Genomic DNA, 17,445 nt, shown 5'->3' on the forward strand with positions numbered 1-17,445 from the left:
AAAGCATCGCCGACGTTGGTCGCGCCCAGTTCCCCGAGGATGAAGCGGTCGGTGTAGCCGCCGGGGGCCTCGATCTGGATCGTGACCTTGCCCGTGCCTTGCTGCCGAATGCCGCTGAGAATCAGGACCTTTTTTCCAGTCTGGACGGTCTTGGTCTTTTCTTTGGCCGCGGCCATGGCGACCTCATATTTTTCGAGGACCCCGGCGACCGCATCCCCTCGTCCGAGCAACTTGGCGGTCTGACGGACGGCCGCCTCTAGGCCTTGGTCGAAGTCGACGTATTCCACGGTCAGGCCCTTGCCTTGGAGCAGGGGGATGATTTTCTCCGGATTGAGCGAGGGCATGTACATGCAGAACGAGGCGTTTTTTTCGACAATGACCCGGGTCAGGCCCAGACGTTTGGCCGCGTCGGGCACGGTTTCCGGTTTCTTGAACACCCGGTTCGGGCAGCCCAGGATTTCGGAGCCTCCACGAAAGGTCTCGGTCAGGGGCCAGAACGTGGCCCGAACGGCCATGGCCCTGGGCAGAACCCCAAGATTGTAGGCCACATCGACCAGGCGATCACCGATCATGACGGCCTCGATTCGCTCCGGCGCCGCACTCATCTTGGCCGCGACCGGAGAAGACAGACCGAGGACGAGCGCGGCCAGGGCGGCGAGGGCCGTGCACGGCAGGATGGACTTCGATCGTCGTCGCGGCTCGTCCGATTGCCTCCCCAGGAGCGTGCGGGCCATGTTGTAGGCAAAGAGCAGGCCGGAAAGGAGAATCAGACCGCCTCCCATGATGACCACTGTCTTGACCGGCTGCACGGCGGCCCGGAACTCTGCTGATTCATAAACCAGACCGGCCCCGAAATGACCGATGAGATGGAATCCCCCGGTCAGAAGGATGACGCCGAGGGTGTGGCAAAAATAATTACCGTAGGCCGCCCAGGCCCGAGTCCGGTCCGCGCCGGCCATTTGAGGCGCCAGAAAGTACAAAATGCCCATGAGGGCCGAGCTGGCCCAGCCGACCAGGGCGATATGGGTATGGATCTTGGTGACGAAGTGGGTGAAGAACTCCCTGATCTGACTCTGTTGAATATGGAAAAGGGCCGCGTACGCTCCGGACAGGGCGTTTTTCAAGGGAAACATCAGCCCCTCCAGACAGGCCACAAGGAAAAAGAGGATGGCGGTTAGGATGAAGTATCGGGAGACGGTTTGAGACATGGGTATTGCTCCGGTCGGTTAATGAGTTGGTGACTGGGCGCGGGGCAAAGTGCCCCGACGCATGCCTGGGTTTCAGAATTTCATGGTCAGACCGGCATAGAAGGTGGCCGGTTCGATCTGCTCAACATCAAGATGCTTGACTTGGGTGCCGAAGACGTTGTCGGCGCCGGCGAAAATCTCGAAGTTTTCGCTCAGGCCCTTGGCCATGTAGGCTCCGCAGACGGTGTAGGATTTCTCGTCTCCCCCGGAGTAGGTCATCCGGTCCACAAAGGTGGCGTGGATGTTGGCTCGAAATCGGAACTCGGGCAGGGCGTAGCCGAGTTTGCCGAAGGCCTTGAGCTTGGGCTGGCCGCCGATATCTTCACCCCCGGTCTTGTTGTCCGCATCGAGCCACATGGCACTCCCGTCAAGAGAAAAGCCGAAGGGGAGTTTGGCTCCGGCCTGGACTTCGACACCCTGGAGGGTGGCCTTGGCGATGTTCTTGTACATGTAGTAGTCCTTCTTGTCCTTGCCCTGGCCTTCGGAGCGGTCGAAGACCGATTCGATCATGTTGTCCACTTCGTTTCGAAACAGGGTCAGGCCGCCGTACACGTCGCCGTATTCACCCTCGACGCCCAGCTCGTAACTGGTGGAGTCCTCTTCCTTGAGGTCCTTGTTGGCCTCGAAGATCAGCTTGCCCTTTTGACGTAGCGACGTGACATAGAGTTCCGACAGGGAAGGGGCGCGGAATCCCTGGCCGAACGAGCCCTTGAATCGCAGCCCCTCCAGCACGGCGTAGACCACGGAGGCCCGGGGGGACCAATGGTCGCCAAATGCGGAGTGGTTGTCATAGCGCAGGGATACGGTCAGGGTCAGGGGATCGAGAACCTGGAATTCGTCCTGAAGGAAAAGGCTGTAGTTGTCGGCGTGTTTGTCGGTGTTGAGGCCTGCCTGGGTGTCGTCCAGGCCGTCGCTCCTGGCCTCTCCGCCAATGGTCACAAGGTGTTTGTCCAGGAACAGGCCAGAATAGCGGCCTTCGAATTGATTGGTGTACTGCTCGGTGTCGCGTTTTCCGGATGCCGCGTGAGGGGTGAACTTGAGATCGTTGTCGTACTCCGAACGGTTGAGCCGAAGCATGAGGGTGTGAACGTCGAGAAAGTCGGCGTCGTATTGCAGGAAATAGCCCTTGCGGTTCTCGTCGGCGGTTCGGGTCCGGGTCATGGCCTCATAGAACTGGGCCCCGTCGTATGTGTTCTGCATGTATTCCGCGCCGGCGGTCAGGGACTGGTTCTCGGTCAGGTCCCAGGCCAATCGTCCGGCCAGGAAGGATGGCTCCTGCCCGAATCCGTCGTCGGGAGCCTCGCCGTCCTTGTCCCAGCCGTTTTCGCGTCCGGCCTCCATGGCGATCAAGCTCCGTATCTGGTCCGTGCCTCCGCCAATATAACCACCGACGTCGAAGCGGTCGTTCTCGCCCTTGAACTGACTGCCGTACTGACCGCTGACCTTGGCCGTCCAATCCCTGGAGGCCTTCTTGGTGATGATGTTGACCACGCCGCCCAGGGCGTCGCTGCCGTAGAGGGCCGAGGCCGGGCCTCGGACGATTTCGATGCGCTCGACCATGGTCGTGGGGATCTGGCGGAGGTCGATCATCTCGTTGAACCCGTAGGCCAGACGACGGCCGTCAAGCAAAACCAGGGTTTGCTTGGCGCGGGCGCCACGGATGGAAGGCACCTTGACCCTTCCGGATTCGTTGCTGACCATCAGACCGACGGCGGATTCCAGGGCTTGGGCAACGTTCTGGGCGTTCAGGTCGGCCATGTCCTGGGACGTTATGACCTCCACGCTTCCAGGCGCGTCGATAATTCGTTTTTCGGTCATGGTCGCGGTGACGACCATCTTGTCCATGGTCCGATTGCCTTCGGCATGGGCGATGATTGGGGCGAAGAGCAGGACCCAGGGCAGGGCCGATCGGAAGAGTTGTCTTGTCATTCAGAATCTCCTTGTTTTGCCGTTCTCCAGTCCGGGGATGGCGGCAATTCGATACGGATCCGGACCGTCAAAGAGTGGCCGCGATTCTAAGCAGGGCCACGGCCTGGTCGCGTTGGGCCGGAAAGCGGCGAGCCTGTTCCAGGGCGGCCATGGCCGCTTCCCGGTTTTTCAGACGAAGGGCGCAATGGCCGCGCATGATGTGGGCCTTTCCATCCTTGGGATCCAAGCGGCCGCTTTGTTCGAAGGCGAGCAGGGCTTCGTCGTATTCGCCCTGCTCGAACAAGGCCCGGCCCAGGGTGAGCCACAGGCGGGAAGTGGGGGTCAGATCGATGAACAGGCGGGCGCTCGAGGCGGCCTTGGCCGGGTCGCGGGAGGCCAGATGAGCCTCGACCAGCTTTTCGCGAAGCCTGGGGCATTGCTTGTGCTCCAGGGCCTGGGCAAAATTGTGGGCGGCCTTGGCCGGGACGCCAAGGGCCATGTACAGATCGCCCATGAGGACCAGTTCCTCGGGCGAGGGCCGACCAAGGCCGGCGTAAATCTCCCAGGCCGCCAGGCTCTTTCGGTATTCGTTCTGCCTGATGCGGATCTGGGCCAGGAGCTTCCACAGGTCGGCGTTATCCCCGTCGTCGGCCAGCATTCGCTCCAGGGTTATGATGGCCTTCTTTTCCTGGCCGAGGTCGAGATGGACCTTGAGCAGGATTTCCATCCATTGGATCTTGGGCTTGCCGACCGCGCCCGAAGTCAGACGCTCGAGGCCGGACAGGGCCTCCTGCGGACTGCCGGCCAGGACAAAGGCCAGGCAGGAGTTGAAGAGCAGATCGTGGTCCGTGCCGCCGCCGAGTTCATAGGTTCTGGCCAAGCCCTGGCCGGCCTGCAGGTGGTCGCCCAGGTCCAGGGCGGTCTTGCCCAAGTTCTGCCAGGCCGGGGCGTAGCCGGGCTCCAGTTCGGTGCAGCGCCGGTAGTGGGGCAGGGCATCCTTGGGCCTGCCCTGCATGGCCAGGGCGTTGCCCAGGGCGAATTCCACCAGATGGTGGGGCACGTCGGCCTGGTTCTGCCGAAATAGGGTCAGGATTTCCTCGGCCGTGGCGTGGTCACCTTTTTCCATGGCCTGCCCGGCCTCGTACAGGGCCTTTTGGGCAGCGGGCGGCAGATCCGAGGCTCGGAGCGGGAGGGCCAGAAAAACCGGAACCAGGAAAACCATGAGAATCGGGGTCTGCCGAAATCGTAAACGTGTCGTCATCATTCAGCCCTCGAACTTGAATTCAATGGTGGTCACGAACCAGGTCCGCACGGCCGTCCCGGCCTTCCTGCCCGGAGTGAATCTCCATCCGGACAGGGCCTTGCGTACGCTGTCGTCGAAAATGCCCTCGGGTCGGCCCGAAACGATCTCGATATTGTCGACCATACCGTCCTCGTCGACCAGAAAACGGACATCCACGGAGCCGTCCAGGCGCATGCGCCTGGCCTGCCAGGGATAGACAGGCTTGATCTGGCTCAGGGGCACCGGAACCTGGTCGACCTCGTCCATGGCGTAGTCCCTTCCAAAGACGTCCACCGGGGCGGGCGGCGCGCTGGGCGGGGCGGCCACGGGCATGCCAGAATCCAGCTTGGCGTTTATCTCGAAGCTCAGGCTGGGCAGGGACAGTTCCATCTTGGGGATCTCGGGCCGGTTCGTCGGCATGGACATGGGCGGGAGTTCCTGAGGCGGCTCCTGGGGAGGCTCTTTCTCGGGTGGCGGTTCGTCCTCGGGTGGTGGTGGGGGCTCCCGCCGGATTTCCACCAAGTTGACGACGTTCAGGTTTTCCAGGTCCATCTTGTTCCGGGGCTTGCCCACGGTGGCCGGAAGCAGGGCGAAGAGGACGAAGTTGACCAGAAGGGCGCTGGCCATGGCGGTCTGCATGCGGACTCGGTCAGTCATGTCAACCCTCTCCGTCGGTCCTGGACGCGGCGATGCTGACGTTTTGAGCCCCGGCTAGGCGACACTGGTCCATGACCTGGATGACCACGCCGGTGTTGCTCTCCTTGTCGGCGACGATGACCACGGCGCCCTCGGGGTTTTCGGCCAGGGATCGCTCGATGTGGGCGCGGACGCTTCGGATGTCGATTTCCTTGGATTCCAGGTAGACTTTTCCTTCGGAAGACACGCCGACAAGGATGTTGCCTGCCTCCTTGAGGGTGGCCGTGGAGGCTTGGGGGCGCTGGACGTCAACGCCGGTTTCCTTGACGAAGCTCGTGGTCACCAGAAAGAAGATGAGCAGCAGGAAGACCAGGTCGATGAGCGGAGCCATGTTGACTTCGGCGGTCTTGGCGCTGCCGCGCAGGGTGTGTCGAATGCTGATCACAGACACCTCTTCAGGACGGATATGGTTTCATCGAGACGGCCTTGGAGGCGGGTGGCCCGGCGATACAGGAAGACGCTCATGAACAGTCCGGGTATGGCGGCCAGAAGACCGCTCTGGGTGGTGATGAGGGCTTCGGAGATGCCTCCGGCCATGGCCTTGGCGTTGCCGGTGCCGAACAGGGAAATGACGTCGAAGGTCGTGATCATGCCGGTCACAGTGCCGAGCAGGCCGAACAGGGGGGCCACGGCGGCCAGGGTGGCGATGACGGACAGGGAGCCCCAGATGAGGGGACGGGCCCGCATGGCATGGCGTTCAAGGATGCGGCGGTCGATGTCGGCTCGTCCGGTGCGCTCATTCAGATACTGTCTGACCAGATCGGCGCGCAGGCCCCGGGAATCCGGGGGCAGGGGCCGGCCGCGCAAGGCGTCCACGGCCTGAACGAGGGTGACGTCCCGGCGGGCCTGGCCGCCGAACCAGAGGGCCCGCTCAATGATCAATACCCACATCCAGCAGGACGCGCCGATGAGGGGGAGCATGATCAACCCGCCGGGGCGGAGATATTCGAAGGTGGCGCCTATCAGGTTCATGGCCGGCAGGTGCAGGTCGATTCGCGGTAGATGATGTTGGTGAGGGCCACGGCCTTTTCCTCCATGTCTCCGACGATATGGTTCACGTTGCGGCTGAGAAAGGTGTGGGCGAGCATGATGGGAATGGCCACGGCCAGCCCGAACATGGTCGTGACCAGGGCCTCGGAGATGCCTCCGGACATCATGCGGGGGTCCCCGGTGCCGTGCAGGGTGATGACGTGGAAGGTGGCGATCATTCCGGTCACCGTGCCCAGCAGGCCCAGGAGCGGGGCCACGGCCCCGAGCATGTTCAGCATGGGTAGTAAGCGCTCCAGCCTGGGCAGTTCCTTGAGGATGGCTTCCTGCAGGATGCTCTCCAGGGTTTCGCGACTCTCCCCGCGGGCGGCCAAGCCGGCCTTGAGGACGTTGTAGACGGGACGGTCCTTTTTTTCCCTGACCATGTCGTCGCATTCGGCCCAGCGTCCCTGCCTGGCCAGGGCGTTGACCTTGCCCATCACCCGGTCGGCATTGTCGTGGACCCGCTTCAGAAAAATAGTCCGCTCCACGGTCATGAGCAGGGCCATGGCGGCGATGGCCAGGATGGGCCAGATCAGGAGGCCGCCGTTTCTGATCTGATCGGCCAGGGAGTTCGTGTGCACGATCTGGCGCAGGGCCGCCCCGCCGGTGATGTCCATGGGCAAGGCCTCGGCCCGTCCATCGAAATACCGGTTCAGGGATCGGCGCACGAGCCAGTCGGGCAGGGCCGCGAGGGCGAAAAATTGGGCCGTGTCCTCGGAATAGCGCAGAAAACCCGTTTCTGTGTCCGTGCGGTATGCGGCGGTGAATGGGCCGACGACCAGAACGTCTCCGCTCACGGTCTGACCGTCGCGTCCAATAAAGGGGATTTCCTGCAGGGACACTTCGCCGGAGTATTCCATTTCTTCGAACAGGAGTTCGGTCATGCGGGCCGCGTCGGCAAGATCCGGAAAACGGTCCTTGTCCATGAGGGGCGTCAGGCTGCCCCTGCGCTCGGGGTGGAGAGCCGTGAGGGGGGACTGCGTCAGGGCGGCGTCCAGATCGCGGGCCGCCACCCGCAGGGAGCCGGTCAGTTCGCGCAGGCCAAGTTCACTGTCCGATCGTTGGGCTTCCAGTTCCACTTTCAGAACAGCCAGGTTTCTGGTTTCCTCGTTGATGGTTTCCAGTTCGACGGCCAGGGCGGAGACCTCTCGTTCCAGGGTGCCGACCTCCCCCTCAAGGGCTTTCTTGTCCTCCCGGATGCGCTGCTGATTGTCCCGATGGGCGGCGCCGGCGGCTTCGTATTCCGCTTTGGCCTTCCTAGCGGCGGCACGCATGTCCTCGGCCCGGACAGACAGAGCCAGGCTAAGCCCGAGGACAAGTCCGAGAAGGGCCGTCATGGCAAATTTCATGGTCCGTATTGTCTTCATTGGATCTCGATCCTTCCGATGGGGAGTTCAAGGAGTTCTGCCGTACGTTCGCGCCGAGCCACTTCCATGGCCCTGGCCACTTTCTCGTGGGTGCCGGCGGGCAGGGACACGAATTGTCGGGTGACCGGGTCGAAACGACCGACCACGCTGCCGTCGGGGGTCCGGCAGAAGAGGCTGACCCGACCGAGGCGCAGGACATCGACGAGGTGGGAGGCGCCGTCCATGTTGATCGTGTCCTGGTAGACCTCGACGCTACGGCCGTACTCGGCCTCGACCTGCAGAGCCTCCATGAACCGGCGCATTTTTTCGGCGGCCGTGGCGTCGGGACGGACAAGCACCTCTCTCAGGGCGGATAGACGTTGGGATCGTTCCTGGAGCAGAAACGGGAGGTCTCTCGAAACGGTTTCCTCCAGCCGGGCCAAGGTCATCTCCAGAAAAGGCATGAGATCTCGCTCGTATTCCGTCGCGCCCTCGATGCCTCGGCGTATCTCGGCCACGAGCTTGGCCTCGAGGTTGCGCCTTTCCTTGGCCAAGGCGACGGCGGACTGCAGACGGCCCTTCTCTTTCAGGAGAAAGTCATGTCTGGCCTGGAGCTCCTGTTTTCGGCCCGCCCATTCGTCGGACTGCCCCTGGGTTTGTTGCCGGATTTCGATGGCCTGCTCCATGGTCTGTTGCACCTTGGCGGGAGCGTCGGCTTGCCCGGATGCGGACGTGACAATACTCAGGCACAGGAAGATGCCGATGATAATGATGAATGGCGGACGATACTTGTTTCTTGTCATTTTGATTCCGATCAGTTGGTTGCAAATCATTCCGTGTTTGAAAAAAAGGCACGGATCAGTCTTTGTTCAAGTTCGTTCCGCGCCTTCACTTGCCTTGCCTTTTGCGAGGCCCGTAAGGTGTTTTCAAGAAAAAAAGATACTATTATGCAGACCCATTCCAGGTCTGTTCGATTGTCATGGAGGATATTTCAAGATTTTCATTTTAACTCCCAGAGATTCAAATTATAAAAATTGATTTCAGGTTCAAAAAAAAGTTTGTTCTCAAAATGAAATGCCGATTTTCAAGTTGCGTGTTGGCTATCGGATACCGGACGAAAAGGCCTTGGCCGCCTGGAGGAGATTCTCGGGCCAATCCCGGGACAAGGGGCTGACGGAGACCACCTGACCCCCGAGGTCCCGGGCGAGAATCTCGGTGCTCCGGCTGGAGAATTCGGGTTGGGCAAAGACGACCTTGATGCCGTGTTTCCTGGCTTCGACCAAAATGTCGGCAAGATCCTTGGGACCTGGCTCCTTTCCATGATGTTCGATGGCGCGCTGTTCGAGCCCGTAGCTGGCGGCAAAGTACCCCCAGGATGGATGAAACACGAGAAAATGGCGGTTTCCACTCGGGGTTCTGGCGAAAATATCTATGATTTTAAGATCCAAATTGTTAATTTCTCTTATGAAATCAATATAGTTGGCAGCATAGAGGCTGGAGTTGTCCGGATCCAGTTCCTGAAGAATATCCCGAATGGTCTGAGCCATGACCCGAACGAGAGGGGGCGAGAGCCAGACATGTGGGTCGGCGATTTCATTCGCGTGGGAGTGCTCGTGACCATGACCGGCAATTGCCCGGCGCCGGATGTCTCGAGCCATGTCAACGACGAGCAAATTTGGATTGGCGGCCCGCATTCTGGGCAACCAGGCCTTCTCGAAGGGAACCCCGATGGCGAAAAAGACCGAGGCTTCGGCCAGTGACGACATCTGTTCCGGAGAAGGTTCGTAGGATGCCGGACTGGACCCGGGACGGACCATGGCCACGATCCGTGCATCAGGCCCGGCGATTCGCTCCACGAAATACTCCTGAGGAACGATGCTGGTCACGATGGTCAGGGGCTTGCCCCAGGCGGACGGCAAAGAAATCGACATGGCCATGAGGATGAGCAGGAACAGGGATGGGCTGATAATGAATGTCGATGTGTTGCGGAGCATGGTCTTGCCTCACTATTGTCCAAGGGAAAAATGCAATGTCATGGGATTGGCGGGTGAAAGTTCAAGGGGGAGTGGCGACCCCGCTTGTCGATGATTACGGACAGAAATCAAGTGAAGTGCGGGGACGGCCAAGGGAGGTCACCGTCCCCGCAATGCAAGCGCCGGTCACGCTTCGTCCCAACCAGAGTCTATTTCATGTCCACGGCCTTGACCCAGATAACGGCGTCTTGCGAATTCTCCTTGCCCTTGTATTTGTCCATGGGTCCGACACCGAGGGCGGCGAAGCCCCACCACCCGGCCTTGGGGATGCCGAAACAGAATTGACCGTTGGCGTCGGCCTTGATGGTCATGGTCACAAAGGCATCCTGAGGGGCAACCACCAGCGGCTCCTTCTGGAAGGTGTTTTTCCCGGGGACAGGGGGATGGTTCAGGTATTCTACTTCGATTTCGGCGTTGGGCACGGGTTTTCCGTCACCCAGGACAACGCCGCGGAAGACGTTTCCGGTCCACAGGGCGTAAGGCTTGTCCAGGGCGACGATCTCGGCTGGCAATCCAACGGCGGCATCCCAGTCCGTGGGCATTCCGGCATTGTTGACGATTACCTTGGTGATCTGCTGGATGTAGGCGTCCTCCTTGGACTCGAAGTAGGGTTCGGGCACCAGGCAGAACACGAAGTCGCCCATCTTCCGGGCCTTGACCTTGGCTTCCCAGGCGGCCCCGGAATTGGTCTCGCTCATCCAGGTGATGGGCTTGAGGTCCTTCATGAGGTCGGTCTTCTGCTCTTTGTGGACCATGAAGAACTCCAGAGGCTTGCCCATGTCCATGGTGTGCCCGGCTTCAAAGGGGTGGCAGAAGACGAGTTTCAGGTCGAGCTCGCCGCCGCTGGTCAAGGCGGCCTCGGGGGTGTAAATCATCTGAAAATGGGCCGCAGCCGGGGTGGCGATCATAAGGGCCATGCCGATCAGAAAACCGATTGTCCTTTTCATGGGTACTCCTGTTTTAACTTTTGAATGTTATTAGTTCTTCAAAACTGTGCGGATAAAAAAAATGACTATTCTGAAACGTCCTTGCCATCGATGACGATATCGTGACCTGGTCCGGCATAAAAGACGATCTTGTAGTCGCCGTCGGGCTTCTTGAAGACGAATTCGCTGAGTTCATTCATCTTGCCTTTTTCCAGAACGTTGCCCGCCTTGTCCTCGACCCGCATCTCGACGCCGGCCGCCGAAGAGCCGTCGGAAAATCCGCCCTCGCAGGTCACCGTGCCATCACCGTTGTCATAGCAGGCGCAGAGGGGCGTATGGGCCGAGGCCAAGCCTGTCCATGCGAGCAAGAGAAGCAACGCGCCGCCGACAAAAAAACCTTTCATCATGATGTTTCAACTCCTTGTGTTTTCAGGTTTGAGGTTTACTTTTTTTCCCAGCAGGCCTTGCCCGGAAACCGGGTGGAAACCTGCTCCCGGTCCCGCACAAAGCCCATGGCCACAGTAAAAGTGAGAGCCAGGCCGTAGAAGGCAAACATGGCTTGCAGTCCGCTCAGCCCTAGGGCCGAGCCGCCGGTAAAGATCAGCACGGCCACCCCGAGCCCGAGGGCCATGGGATAGCCCATGGAGAAGAGCATCCATTTGGCCGATCCCGTCTGGAGTTTCACGGCGATGGCCGTGGCCAGACAAGGCGGGTACAGGACCATGAAGAGCATCAGGGCCAGGGCGTGCAACGGGGTGAAGCCGGCCTCCTGGCTGCCCATCCTCTCTTCCAGGGTCTGGGCCCCTTCCTCCCCTTGGTCGTAGAGGGCTCCCAGGGTGGCCACGCTGCTCTCCTTGGCCGCCAAGGCACTCAGCAGGGCCACGTTGACCCGCCAATTGAAGCCAGCCCACTGGGTCATGGGTTCCATGAATTTGCCGGCCCGGCCCAGAAAGCTGTTGTCGATACGTTCCTTTCGCATCTCCATGAGGAGCATTTTTCTGGTCTGGACCAGCTTTTTGGCCGCATTGAAGGCGGTCTTTCCTTCGGCGCCCTGACGGCTGACGACCTGGAAAAAGATGGGGTTTCGTTGCTCGAATTGTGTCTTCAGGTCGTCGCCCTTTCCTCTACCGGCCGCCATCTTGGCCGAGGCGAAGTCTTCCCAGTAGATGATAAAGGGCATGACCTGATCGCCGGACAGGGCACCGGCAAAAGAAGTGTTTTCGATCGCCTTCTGGAACGCGTCGATGGCCGTTGTTTTTTGCGCCTCATAGTGGGCCTCCCGCTCGGGGCCGAGGCCCGGAAACTGGAGGAGGACGAAAAGAATGACCGCCACGGCCGCCACGATGGTGGTGATCTTTTTCAAGAACAGCCAGACCCTCTCGACGGCTCGTCCGAGCACCCCACGGATCGTCGGCATATGATAGGCTGGCATTTCCATGACAAAGGGGGCCGTTTCCTTACCCTTGAGCACGGTCAAGGTCAGGATCTTGGCCACGGGCAGAACAAGGAGGATGCTGATGGTTGAAATGAAGAGCATGGCCCAGCCTTTGTGCTCGGCAAAGTAGATATTGATCAGTAGAACATAGAGAGGAACCTTGGCCAGGCAGTTCAGCATGGGGATGGTGAGAATCGTGGCAAATCGCGAACGCTCGTCCGGGATGCCCTTGCAGGCCATGACGCCCGGAACGGCGCATCCGCCCACGTAGACCCCGCCGAGGACCATGGGCAGGGTGGACTGTCCGTGCAGTCCGAACTGGTTGAGGAGCCTGTCCATGATAAAGGCCATCCTGGCCATGTATCCACTGTCCTCCAGCACGGCGATGAGCCCGAAGAGAATGAAGAAAATGGGCACGTAGTTGAGCAGGGCGTTGACGCTGTCCACGAACCACAGGGAAAACGATCGGATCAGGGGGATGTCGATGAATCCCGGGGCGGGGGTGATCGCCTCGGTCAATGACCTGATCTTGGCCAGCAGCGGCCAGGTGTAGTTGGTAAGGTTGTACCCCTGGACAATGGACAGGTAGTACAAGAGCCAGATGATACCGACGAGGACGATGGGGCCCAGGATCTTGTGGCAGACGATGCGGTCGATTTTTTCGGTCAGGGGCACTTTTCCTTGGCCTTCCACGGCCACGCTGGCGGCAAAGATCTCGTCGGCCAGACGGTATCGGCAACGGGCGATGTGGATTTCTGGGGCCACGCCAAACCGTTCCTCGAAGCTTTGCCGCATACTGTCGACGTCAGCCAGAAACCCGGCGGCATCGGCGTGGTGTCTGCCGATGATGTCGTAGATTTCCTCGTCGCCCTCCATCAGCTTTATGGCCACCCATCGGAGAGGGTAGTCGGTTTCAAGAGACGTTTCCGTTTCGAGAATGTCCTGAATCTCGCGGAAAAAAGGCTCCATTTCCTTGTAGTCCAGCCGCACGGCCGTGTCGTGCTTTTCCTGTTCGGAAAACGTGTCGATGGTTTCGAACAGTTCCTCCCGACCCTGCTTCTTCTTCATGGTCGTGAGCACGACAGGGACACCGAGGATTCCGGACAGGGCATCGACATTGATCCGCATGCCGGCCTCTTCGGCCACGTCCATCATGTTCAGGTTCACGACCAATGGGACGTTCATCTCGAGGAGCTGAAACGTCAGGTACAGGGAGCGCTTCAGATTTGACGCGTCCATGACGTTCACGACCACCGAGGGGTGCTCGTGGAGGATGAAATCCCTGGCCACCCGCTCTTCCGGCGAGTATGAGGTCAGGCTATAGGTCCCCGGCAGATCGACGACCTCGACCTTCTGCCCCTTGAACCGGTAGCTGCCGGACATCTTGTCCACGGTGACGCCGGGGTAGTTGGCCACATGCTGGCTGGCGCCGGTCAATCCGTTGAAAACAGTAGACTTGCCGCAATTTGGCTGTCCGGCCAAGGCGACGAGCCGCCGTTTTTCGCTCATAGACTGTCCACCATCACCAGCCGGGCTTCAGAGTGCCGGAGGTTGACGCAATAGCCGTCCAGTTCGACCTCCATCGGATCGTTCAAGGGCGCGTTTCGAATGACCTTGATTTCCAGCCCAGGATAGACCCCCATGTCCAAGAGCCGCTGGCCCAGCTTGTCACGGGCCGAGAGACTCGAAATTCGGCATGAGGTGCCGGGAGTCATTTGGTCGAGAGTGGACATTTCCGTTTCCCCCATAATTGTTTTAACCTTCAGGCTGGGCAAGTTCGTAAGTACTGAGTTTGAATCTACTAAGCAAAAAAGTGAAAGCTAATTCACCCAGTTTGTTTGGCTTGTCAAGCATTATTTTATTCGACTTTTGGCATCGATACCGTCAACACCGACGCCGGTTGAACGAAAACGCCGCGCCGCGCCTGGATCTCGAACCAATCGAGCAAATTTGGGCCGGCTCGGGGCGATGGGTCTTCAAATCGCCGCGATTTTTTCAGGCCACAATGATGGTGCTGTGACATCCCGTCGATGTTTTTAATTTTTTTTCCATCTTCACGGCGTACAGGGCCTCGTCGGCCGCGCGGATCAATTTTTCTGGCCCTCCTCCTGATGTGTTGCCCGCGTACACGCATCCGCCGACGCTGGCCTTGACCCCGTATGGATTCTCTTGGAATCGTTCATGAATTCGCTCGGCCACGGCCAGGACCCGGCCCCTGTCCTGCTCGGCCAGGATCAGGCCAAACTCGTCGCCGCCGAAGCGAAAGGGGAAATCGTCATCCCCCCTGGTGCAGTCGCGCAAGACTTTGCCCATGAATTCGAGGATCAAGTCGCCAGCTTGGTGACCGTGCGTGTCGTTGGTCCGCTTGAAGTCGTCCAGGTCGATGACGAGGAGGTAGAAGCGGGCACCGGTTCGGTCTGAGGCTTCGATTCGGGCGTTGATTTCCATGTCGAAGGCCCGTCGGTTGAAGACTTTCGTCAGAGCATCCATGCAGGCCAGCTCGCGGTATTTCAATGCGTCTCGTCTGGCCTCGGTCATGCGTTGGCCGATCCTCGATCGTGATTCCTTCAGCACCCTGGCCAAATTGTTCAGATCTCTTTTGAGTTGGACGAGCTCTTCCTCTTCTTCCTTTTGGTCCGGAACGGCGAGGGGTAAATACGCCCCTCCGGCAATGAGGGCCCGGACGAATTCGTGCATGGTCCTGATCTCGCGACCAAAGATCCAGTTGAGACCGATTTTTGAGATTGGGATTATCAATACCAGGACTGTGAAAAACCAGAGAAACAGGAGTTCAGACAGCAATTTCATGCCGAACCTGTGGCAGACGAAAAGAATCACCATATATGGCGTCTGTATGGCGAGGATGGTTAAAGCGATTCTGATTACCATGCCCATACCCGAATTACTCGCCGTCAACCGGGAACTTGGCGAAGAGCTTTGAAATTCCGTTCATGTCCTGGCTCAAGTAGGCCTCGATCCTTTCGACAACACTGACAAAGGCCTTGACGACCACGGGGCAGAACTGGGTGCGTACGTTGTTCAAAATTTCGGCTCGGACCTCGGGCATGGTTTTGCCCTGCCGATAGGACCGGTCTTGGATCATGGCCGAAGTCGTGTCGGCCACGGCGATGATTCTGGCACCCAAGGGGATGTCCCGGCCTTGGAGCCCGGCTGGATACCCCTTGCCGTCATATCGTTCATGGTGGTGAAGGATGCAGTCGTGGATGCTGTTTCTTCCCCGGTACAGATGGACAGGGGCAACTATTCGGGCCCCTACGACAGGGTGTTCCCTCATCCGAGCCCATTCATCCTCGTCAAGAGGTCCATTTTTGTGCAAGATCGAGTCGGGTGTCGCTATTTTGCCTATATCGTGAAGATGTCCAGCCACGTGAATGGTTTTTGCGCAGTCATCATCCAAGCCGATAGCCTTGGACAGGATCAGGGAAATGTCGGCGACCTGCTTGGAATGCTGCATGGTCCGAGGATCCCTTGCGTCGATGGCCAGGCCAAGAGATTCGGAAAAATCATGCAAGATTTCCGAGCAGGCCACAAAAGCCGGGCAAATGCCGTCATCCGTTGGATTGCCTTCACACTCACGAAGTATGAATGGCCTTGACTGTGAAAAATTGCATGATGTCGTGTACATGATGGTTCTAGTACAATTTGTTCACGACATTGAATTGATTCCCTCCACTGTGGAGCATACGCTCAGAACATGGAAACAATCTTTCATTTGGTTTCACTTTTTTGGCGCAACCACAACAGTTGAGGCAAATTTTCAAAAGGCATTTCTTGGTGTCGTGATCCAGACAACGAAAATCAACCGCGCAGGCATGGCCTTCGGCGATCATCTTCTTGAGGGTTTCAGACCTCATTTCCACGCGGACGAGTTCAGTGTTCATCTTCCCCACCCACTTCATGCTCCAATAATCAGGTGTCTGCCGAGAGGTATTCTGTAGAATCCCTTTGCATTGAAACGAGGCATGGCCTTTTTGCCGTGCATGGTCAGAACGATGACCCGGCTTCCGTCAGGAGCCAGAAGGAATCCCTTGTCTCCCTTGAAGTAAATTTTTTTCAATGGAATTCCGGACAACGCGCAATTATGACGAAATTCAAGGCCACCTTGACGGGTCACATCCATCAGATACCTCGTATCGACAAATACGCGCCCCTGTTCATTGTAGTTGTCGCGCATGAAAACGATCAGGCTCCATGCCGACCAGGTATCGAGGATTCCGCGGAGCCTGATGTGCATGTTTCCACTACTGAAACGGTGCTCGACATCGAACTCGCTGTACATTGCTCCTCCTTCAATTTGAGTAATGATTTAATAATCAAAATTGATTGATAGAAAGACGGTTCATGATCATGTTGTGATCGGCTTCAAATTCAATATTTCGGTTCTATCAGTTATGTGCTGGATTTCGATGCTGACCGGACTGCGTCTTTCGAGTCGTGATCGACAGTTGATTTTCCCGCATTTTCGAGAAAGAAATCCGCGGAAAAGGGCTGCCCCCAAGTCTTGGACCCGAGGATCGGTCGACAATGATTTTTTCTCTTCCGGCATGACGGCCTCCTTGTTTGTTGAGTTTAAATATATTTTGGTGCTCTAACTTTGTCAACAAAAAAAATATGGATTTCCGTCATCGAACGTACGTAAGATTTATCAAAAATCGTGGGTGGTGAGGAACTACCCGATTTGAATTTCACTCAATCATTATGGTCGGTTTTCCTGAAAGCGGTCGACAATCGATGCCAGACATGAAGGCAAAGTGCGAACAAGAAACCGACAATGCCCGAGGATGCCAAGCCGACCGGACAGCCCTGCCGACCACAAAACGGGCATACGGCCGACACGGAGTAGAGGCCCGCAAATCCGACCGACCAGCCCAAGAAACGGAGCACACGATTCATTGAGGAAATCGTGGCCTGGCCGCGGGTCGGGGACGATTCTTCCATGGCTGGGTGGTTCATTGTATCTCGTTCGTCTCCAATCGGTTCCGGTATCTTCATCGTCGTCTCCTCGCGGGTCGATCACTTCATAACCGGTTCGGGGGCGTTTTCATATTCGTCCTGTGTCGGAAAACGGACGAGAATTGACCTCGCCTGGTCGGGACGGAGGTAGAATCTGAGGCCCGAAGAGGTGAAAATGACCGTCTGGCAAGGCCCATAGGGACCGGCTACCCTCGCCGGGGAGACCTCCTGGATGGTGATTGTTTTTCCGGGGCTCAGCCCCAGGGATTCAAGGACACCGACGGAACGTCTTCCGCCGAGCAATCGCTCCACGACCAGGGGCCTTCCTGTGGGGGCCAGGGCCAATTGCATGAATCGGCCTGCGGTGGTCACCCATATCTTGGCAGCCGCTCCCTCGGAGAGATGCACATGACGGCCATCGAGCACGGCACGATATTCCATGGGAGGGATCCGATGAAGCATTTTCAGCCGGTCATTCTCCTGGATGCCAAGCACCGAGAGACCTTTTTCCAAAGCCGAACCGCACATCAGCCCTTCGACATGCCCCTCCTCGTCAGGATTCATTTCGA

At 58.5% G+C, this 17,445-nt stretch carries 17 protein-coding genes; all 17 read right to left on the reverse strand.

The window, feature by feature from the left end:
• A partial coding sequence (locus EOM25_07460) for a hypothetical protein (GenBank protein NCC25021.1) occupies positions 1-1,208 on the reverse strand: 1,208 nt, incomplete at its 3' end.
• Between the two features lie 72 nt (positions 1,209-1,280).
• Positions 1,281-3,176, reverse strand: a complete 1,896-nt coding sequence (locus tag EOM25_07465) for a TonB-dependent receptor (protein ID NCC25022.1) — start codon at positions 3,174-3,176, stop codon at positions 1,281-1,283.
• Between the two features lie 67 nt (positions 3,177-3,243).
• Positions 3,244-4,419, reverse strand: coding sequence for a tetratricopeptide repeat protein (locus EOM25_07470; protein ID NCC25023.1), 1,176 nt, complete (start codon positions 4,417-4,419; stop codon positions 3,244-3,246).
• Complete coding sequence (locus EOM25_07475; GenBank protein NCC25024.1) at positions 4,420-5,094, reverse strand: energy transducer TonB; 675 nt, start codon at positions 5,092-5,094, stop codon at positions 4,420-4,422. It lies immediately after the preceding gene.
• Position 5,095: 1 nt separating this feature from the next.
• Complete coding sequence (locus EOM25_07480; protein ID NCC25025.1) at positions 5,096-5,518, reverse strand: biopolymer transporter ExbD; 423 nt, start codon at positions 5,516-5,518, stop codon at positions 5,096-5,098.
• Complete coding sequence (locus tag EOM25_07485; protein NCC25026.1) at positions 5,515-6,105, reverse strand: MotA/TolQ/ExbB proton channel family protein; 591 nt, start codon at positions 6,103-6,105, stop codon at positions 5,515-5,517. Before EOM25_07485 ends, EOM25_07480 begins: the two co-directional genes overlap by 4 nt.
• The gene (locus tag EOM25_07490; protein NCC25027.1) at positions 6,102-7,499 is read right to left on the reverse strand and encodes a MotA/TolQ/ExbB proton channel family protein; all 1,398 of its coding nucleotides are present in this window, start codon (positions 7,497-7,499) and stop codon (positions 6,102-6,104) included. The genes EOM25_07485 and EOM25_07490 overlap by 4 nt, the downstream gene beginning before the upstream one ends.
• Before the next feature lie 26 nt (positions 7,500-7,525).
• Positions 7,526-8,341 (reverse strand): DUF3450 domain-containing protein, encoded by an 816-nt coding sequence (locus EOM25_07495; protein ID NCC25028.1) that lies wholly within the window; start codon positions 8,339-8,341, stop codon positions 7,526-7,528.
• 267 nt (positions 8,342-8,608) lie between these two features.
• Positions 8,609-9,502, reverse strand: coding sequence for a cation ABC transporter substrate-binding protein (locus tag EOM25_07500; protein NCC25029.1), 894 nt, complete (start codon positions 9,500-9,502; stop codon positions 8,609-8,611).
• A gap of 188 nt (positions 9,503-9,690) precedes the next feature.
• Positions 9,691-10,488 carry a DUF4198 domain-containing protein gene (locus EOM25_07505; protein NCC25030.1) on the reverse strand — a complete coding sequence of 266 codons (798 nt, stop codon included), beginning with the start codon at positions 10,486-10,488 and terminating at the stop codon, positions 9,691-9,693.
• Between the two features lie 65 nt (positions 10,489-10,553).
• A complete protein-coding gene (locus EOM25_07510; protein ID NCC25031.1) occupies positions 10,554-10,871 on the reverse strand; it encodes a hypothetical protein in 318 nt (105 codons plus the stop codon).
• A gap of 38 nt (positions 10,872-10,909) precedes the next feature.
• Entirely contained in the window at positions 10,910-13,411 is a 2,502-nt protein-coding gene (gene feoB / locus EOM25_07515; protein NCC25032.1) for a ferrous iron transport protein B, read from the reverse strand.
• A complete protein-coding gene (locus EOM25_07520) occupies positions 13,408-13,650 on the reverse strand; it encodes a ferrous iron transport protein A (protein ID NCC25033.1) in 243 nt (80 codons plus the stop codon). Before EOM25_07520 ends, feoB begins: the two co-directional genes overlap by 4 nt.
• A gap of 247 nt (positions 13,651-13,897) precedes the next feature.
• Complete coding sequence (locus EOM25_07525; GenBank protein ID NCC25034.1) at positions 13,898-14,797, reverse strand: GGDEF domain-containing protein; 900 nt, start codon at positions 14,795-14,797, stop codon at positions 13,898-13,900.
• Between the two features lie 7 nt (positions 14,798-14,804).
• Positions 14,805-15,548 carry an HD domain-containing protein gene (locus EOM25_07530; GenBank protein NCC25035.1) on the reverse strand — a complete coding sequence of 248 codons (744 nt, stop codon included), beginning with the start codon at positions 15,546-15,548 and terminating at the stop codon, positions 14,805-14,807.
• Between the two features lie 270 nt (positions 15,549-15,818).
• Complete coding sequence (locus EOM25_07535) at positions 15,819-16,097, reverse strand: hypothetical protein (GenBank protein ID NCC25036.1); 279 nt, start codon at positions 16,095-16,097, stop codon at positions 15,819-15,821.
• Positions 16,098-16,936: 839 nt separating this feature from the next.
• A partial coding sequence (locus tag EOM25_07540; GenBank protein NCC25037.1) for a ferrous iron transport protein A occupies positions 16,937-17,445 on the reverse strand: 509 nt, incomplete at its 5' end.

It is taken from the genome of Deltaproteobacteria bacterium, from assembly GCA_009929795.1.
Classification (GTDB): domain Bacteria; phylum Desulfobacterota; class Desulfovibrionia; order Desulfovibrionales; family Desulfomicrobiaceae; genus RZZR01.

Bases quoted from the DNA above. Each gene is read 5' to 3' on its own strand.
- EOM25_07465 (NCC25022.1), bottom strand. From the start codon at position 3,176: ATGACAAGACAACTCTTCCGATCGGCCCTGCCCTGGGTCCTGCTCTTC.
- EOM25_07470 (NCC25023.1), bottom strand. From the start codon at position 4,419: ATGATGACGACACGTTTACGATTTCGGCAGACCCCGATTCTCATGGTT.
- EOM25_07475 (NCC25024.1), bottom strand. From the start codon at position 5,094: ATGACTGACCGAGTCCGCATGCAGACCGCCATGGCCAGCGCCCTTCTG.
- EOM25_07485 (NCC25026.1), bottom strand. From the start codon at position 6,105: ATGAACCTGATAGGCGCCACCTTCGAATATCTCCGCCCCGGCGGGTTG.
- EOM25_07490 (NCC25027.1), bottom strand. From the start codon at position 7,499: ATGACGGCCCTTCTCGGACTTGTCCTCGGGCTTAGCCTGGCTCTGTCT.
- EOM25_07495 (NCC25028.1), bottom strand. From the start codon at position 8,341: ATGATTTGCAACCAACTGATCGGAATCAAAATGACAAGAAACAAGTAT.
- EOM25_07500 (NCC25029.1), bottom strand. From the start codon at position 9,502: ATGCTCCGCAACACATCGACATTCATTATCAGCCCATCCCTGTTCCTG.
- EOM25_07505 (NCC25030.1), bottom strand. From the start codon at position 10,488: ATGAAAAGGACAATCGGTTTTCTGATCGGCATGGCCCTTATGATCGCC.
- EOM25_07510 (NCC25031.1), bottom strand. From the start codon at position 10,871: ATGAAAGGTTTTTTTGTCGGCGGCGCGTTGCTTCTCTTGCTCGCATGG.
- feoB (NCC25032.1), bottom strand. From the start codon at position 13,411: ATGAGCGAAAAACGGCGGCTCGTCGCCTTGGCCGGACAGCCAAATTGC.
- EOM25_07520 (NCC25033.1), bottom strand. From the start codon at position 13,650: ATGGGGGAAACGGAAATGTCCACTCTCGACCAAATGACTCCCGGCACC.
- EOM25_07525 (NCC25034.1), bottom strand. From the start codon at position 14,797: ATGGGCATGGTAATCAGAATCGCTTTAACCATCCTCGCCATACAGACG.
- EOM25_07530 (NCC25035.1), bottom strand. From the start codon at position 15,548: ATGTACACGACATCATGCAATTTTTCACAGTCAAGGCCATTCATACTT.
- EOM25_07535 (NCC25036.1), bottom strand. From the start codon at position 16,097: ATGCGCGACAACTACAATGAACAGGGGCGCGTATTTGTCGATACGAGG.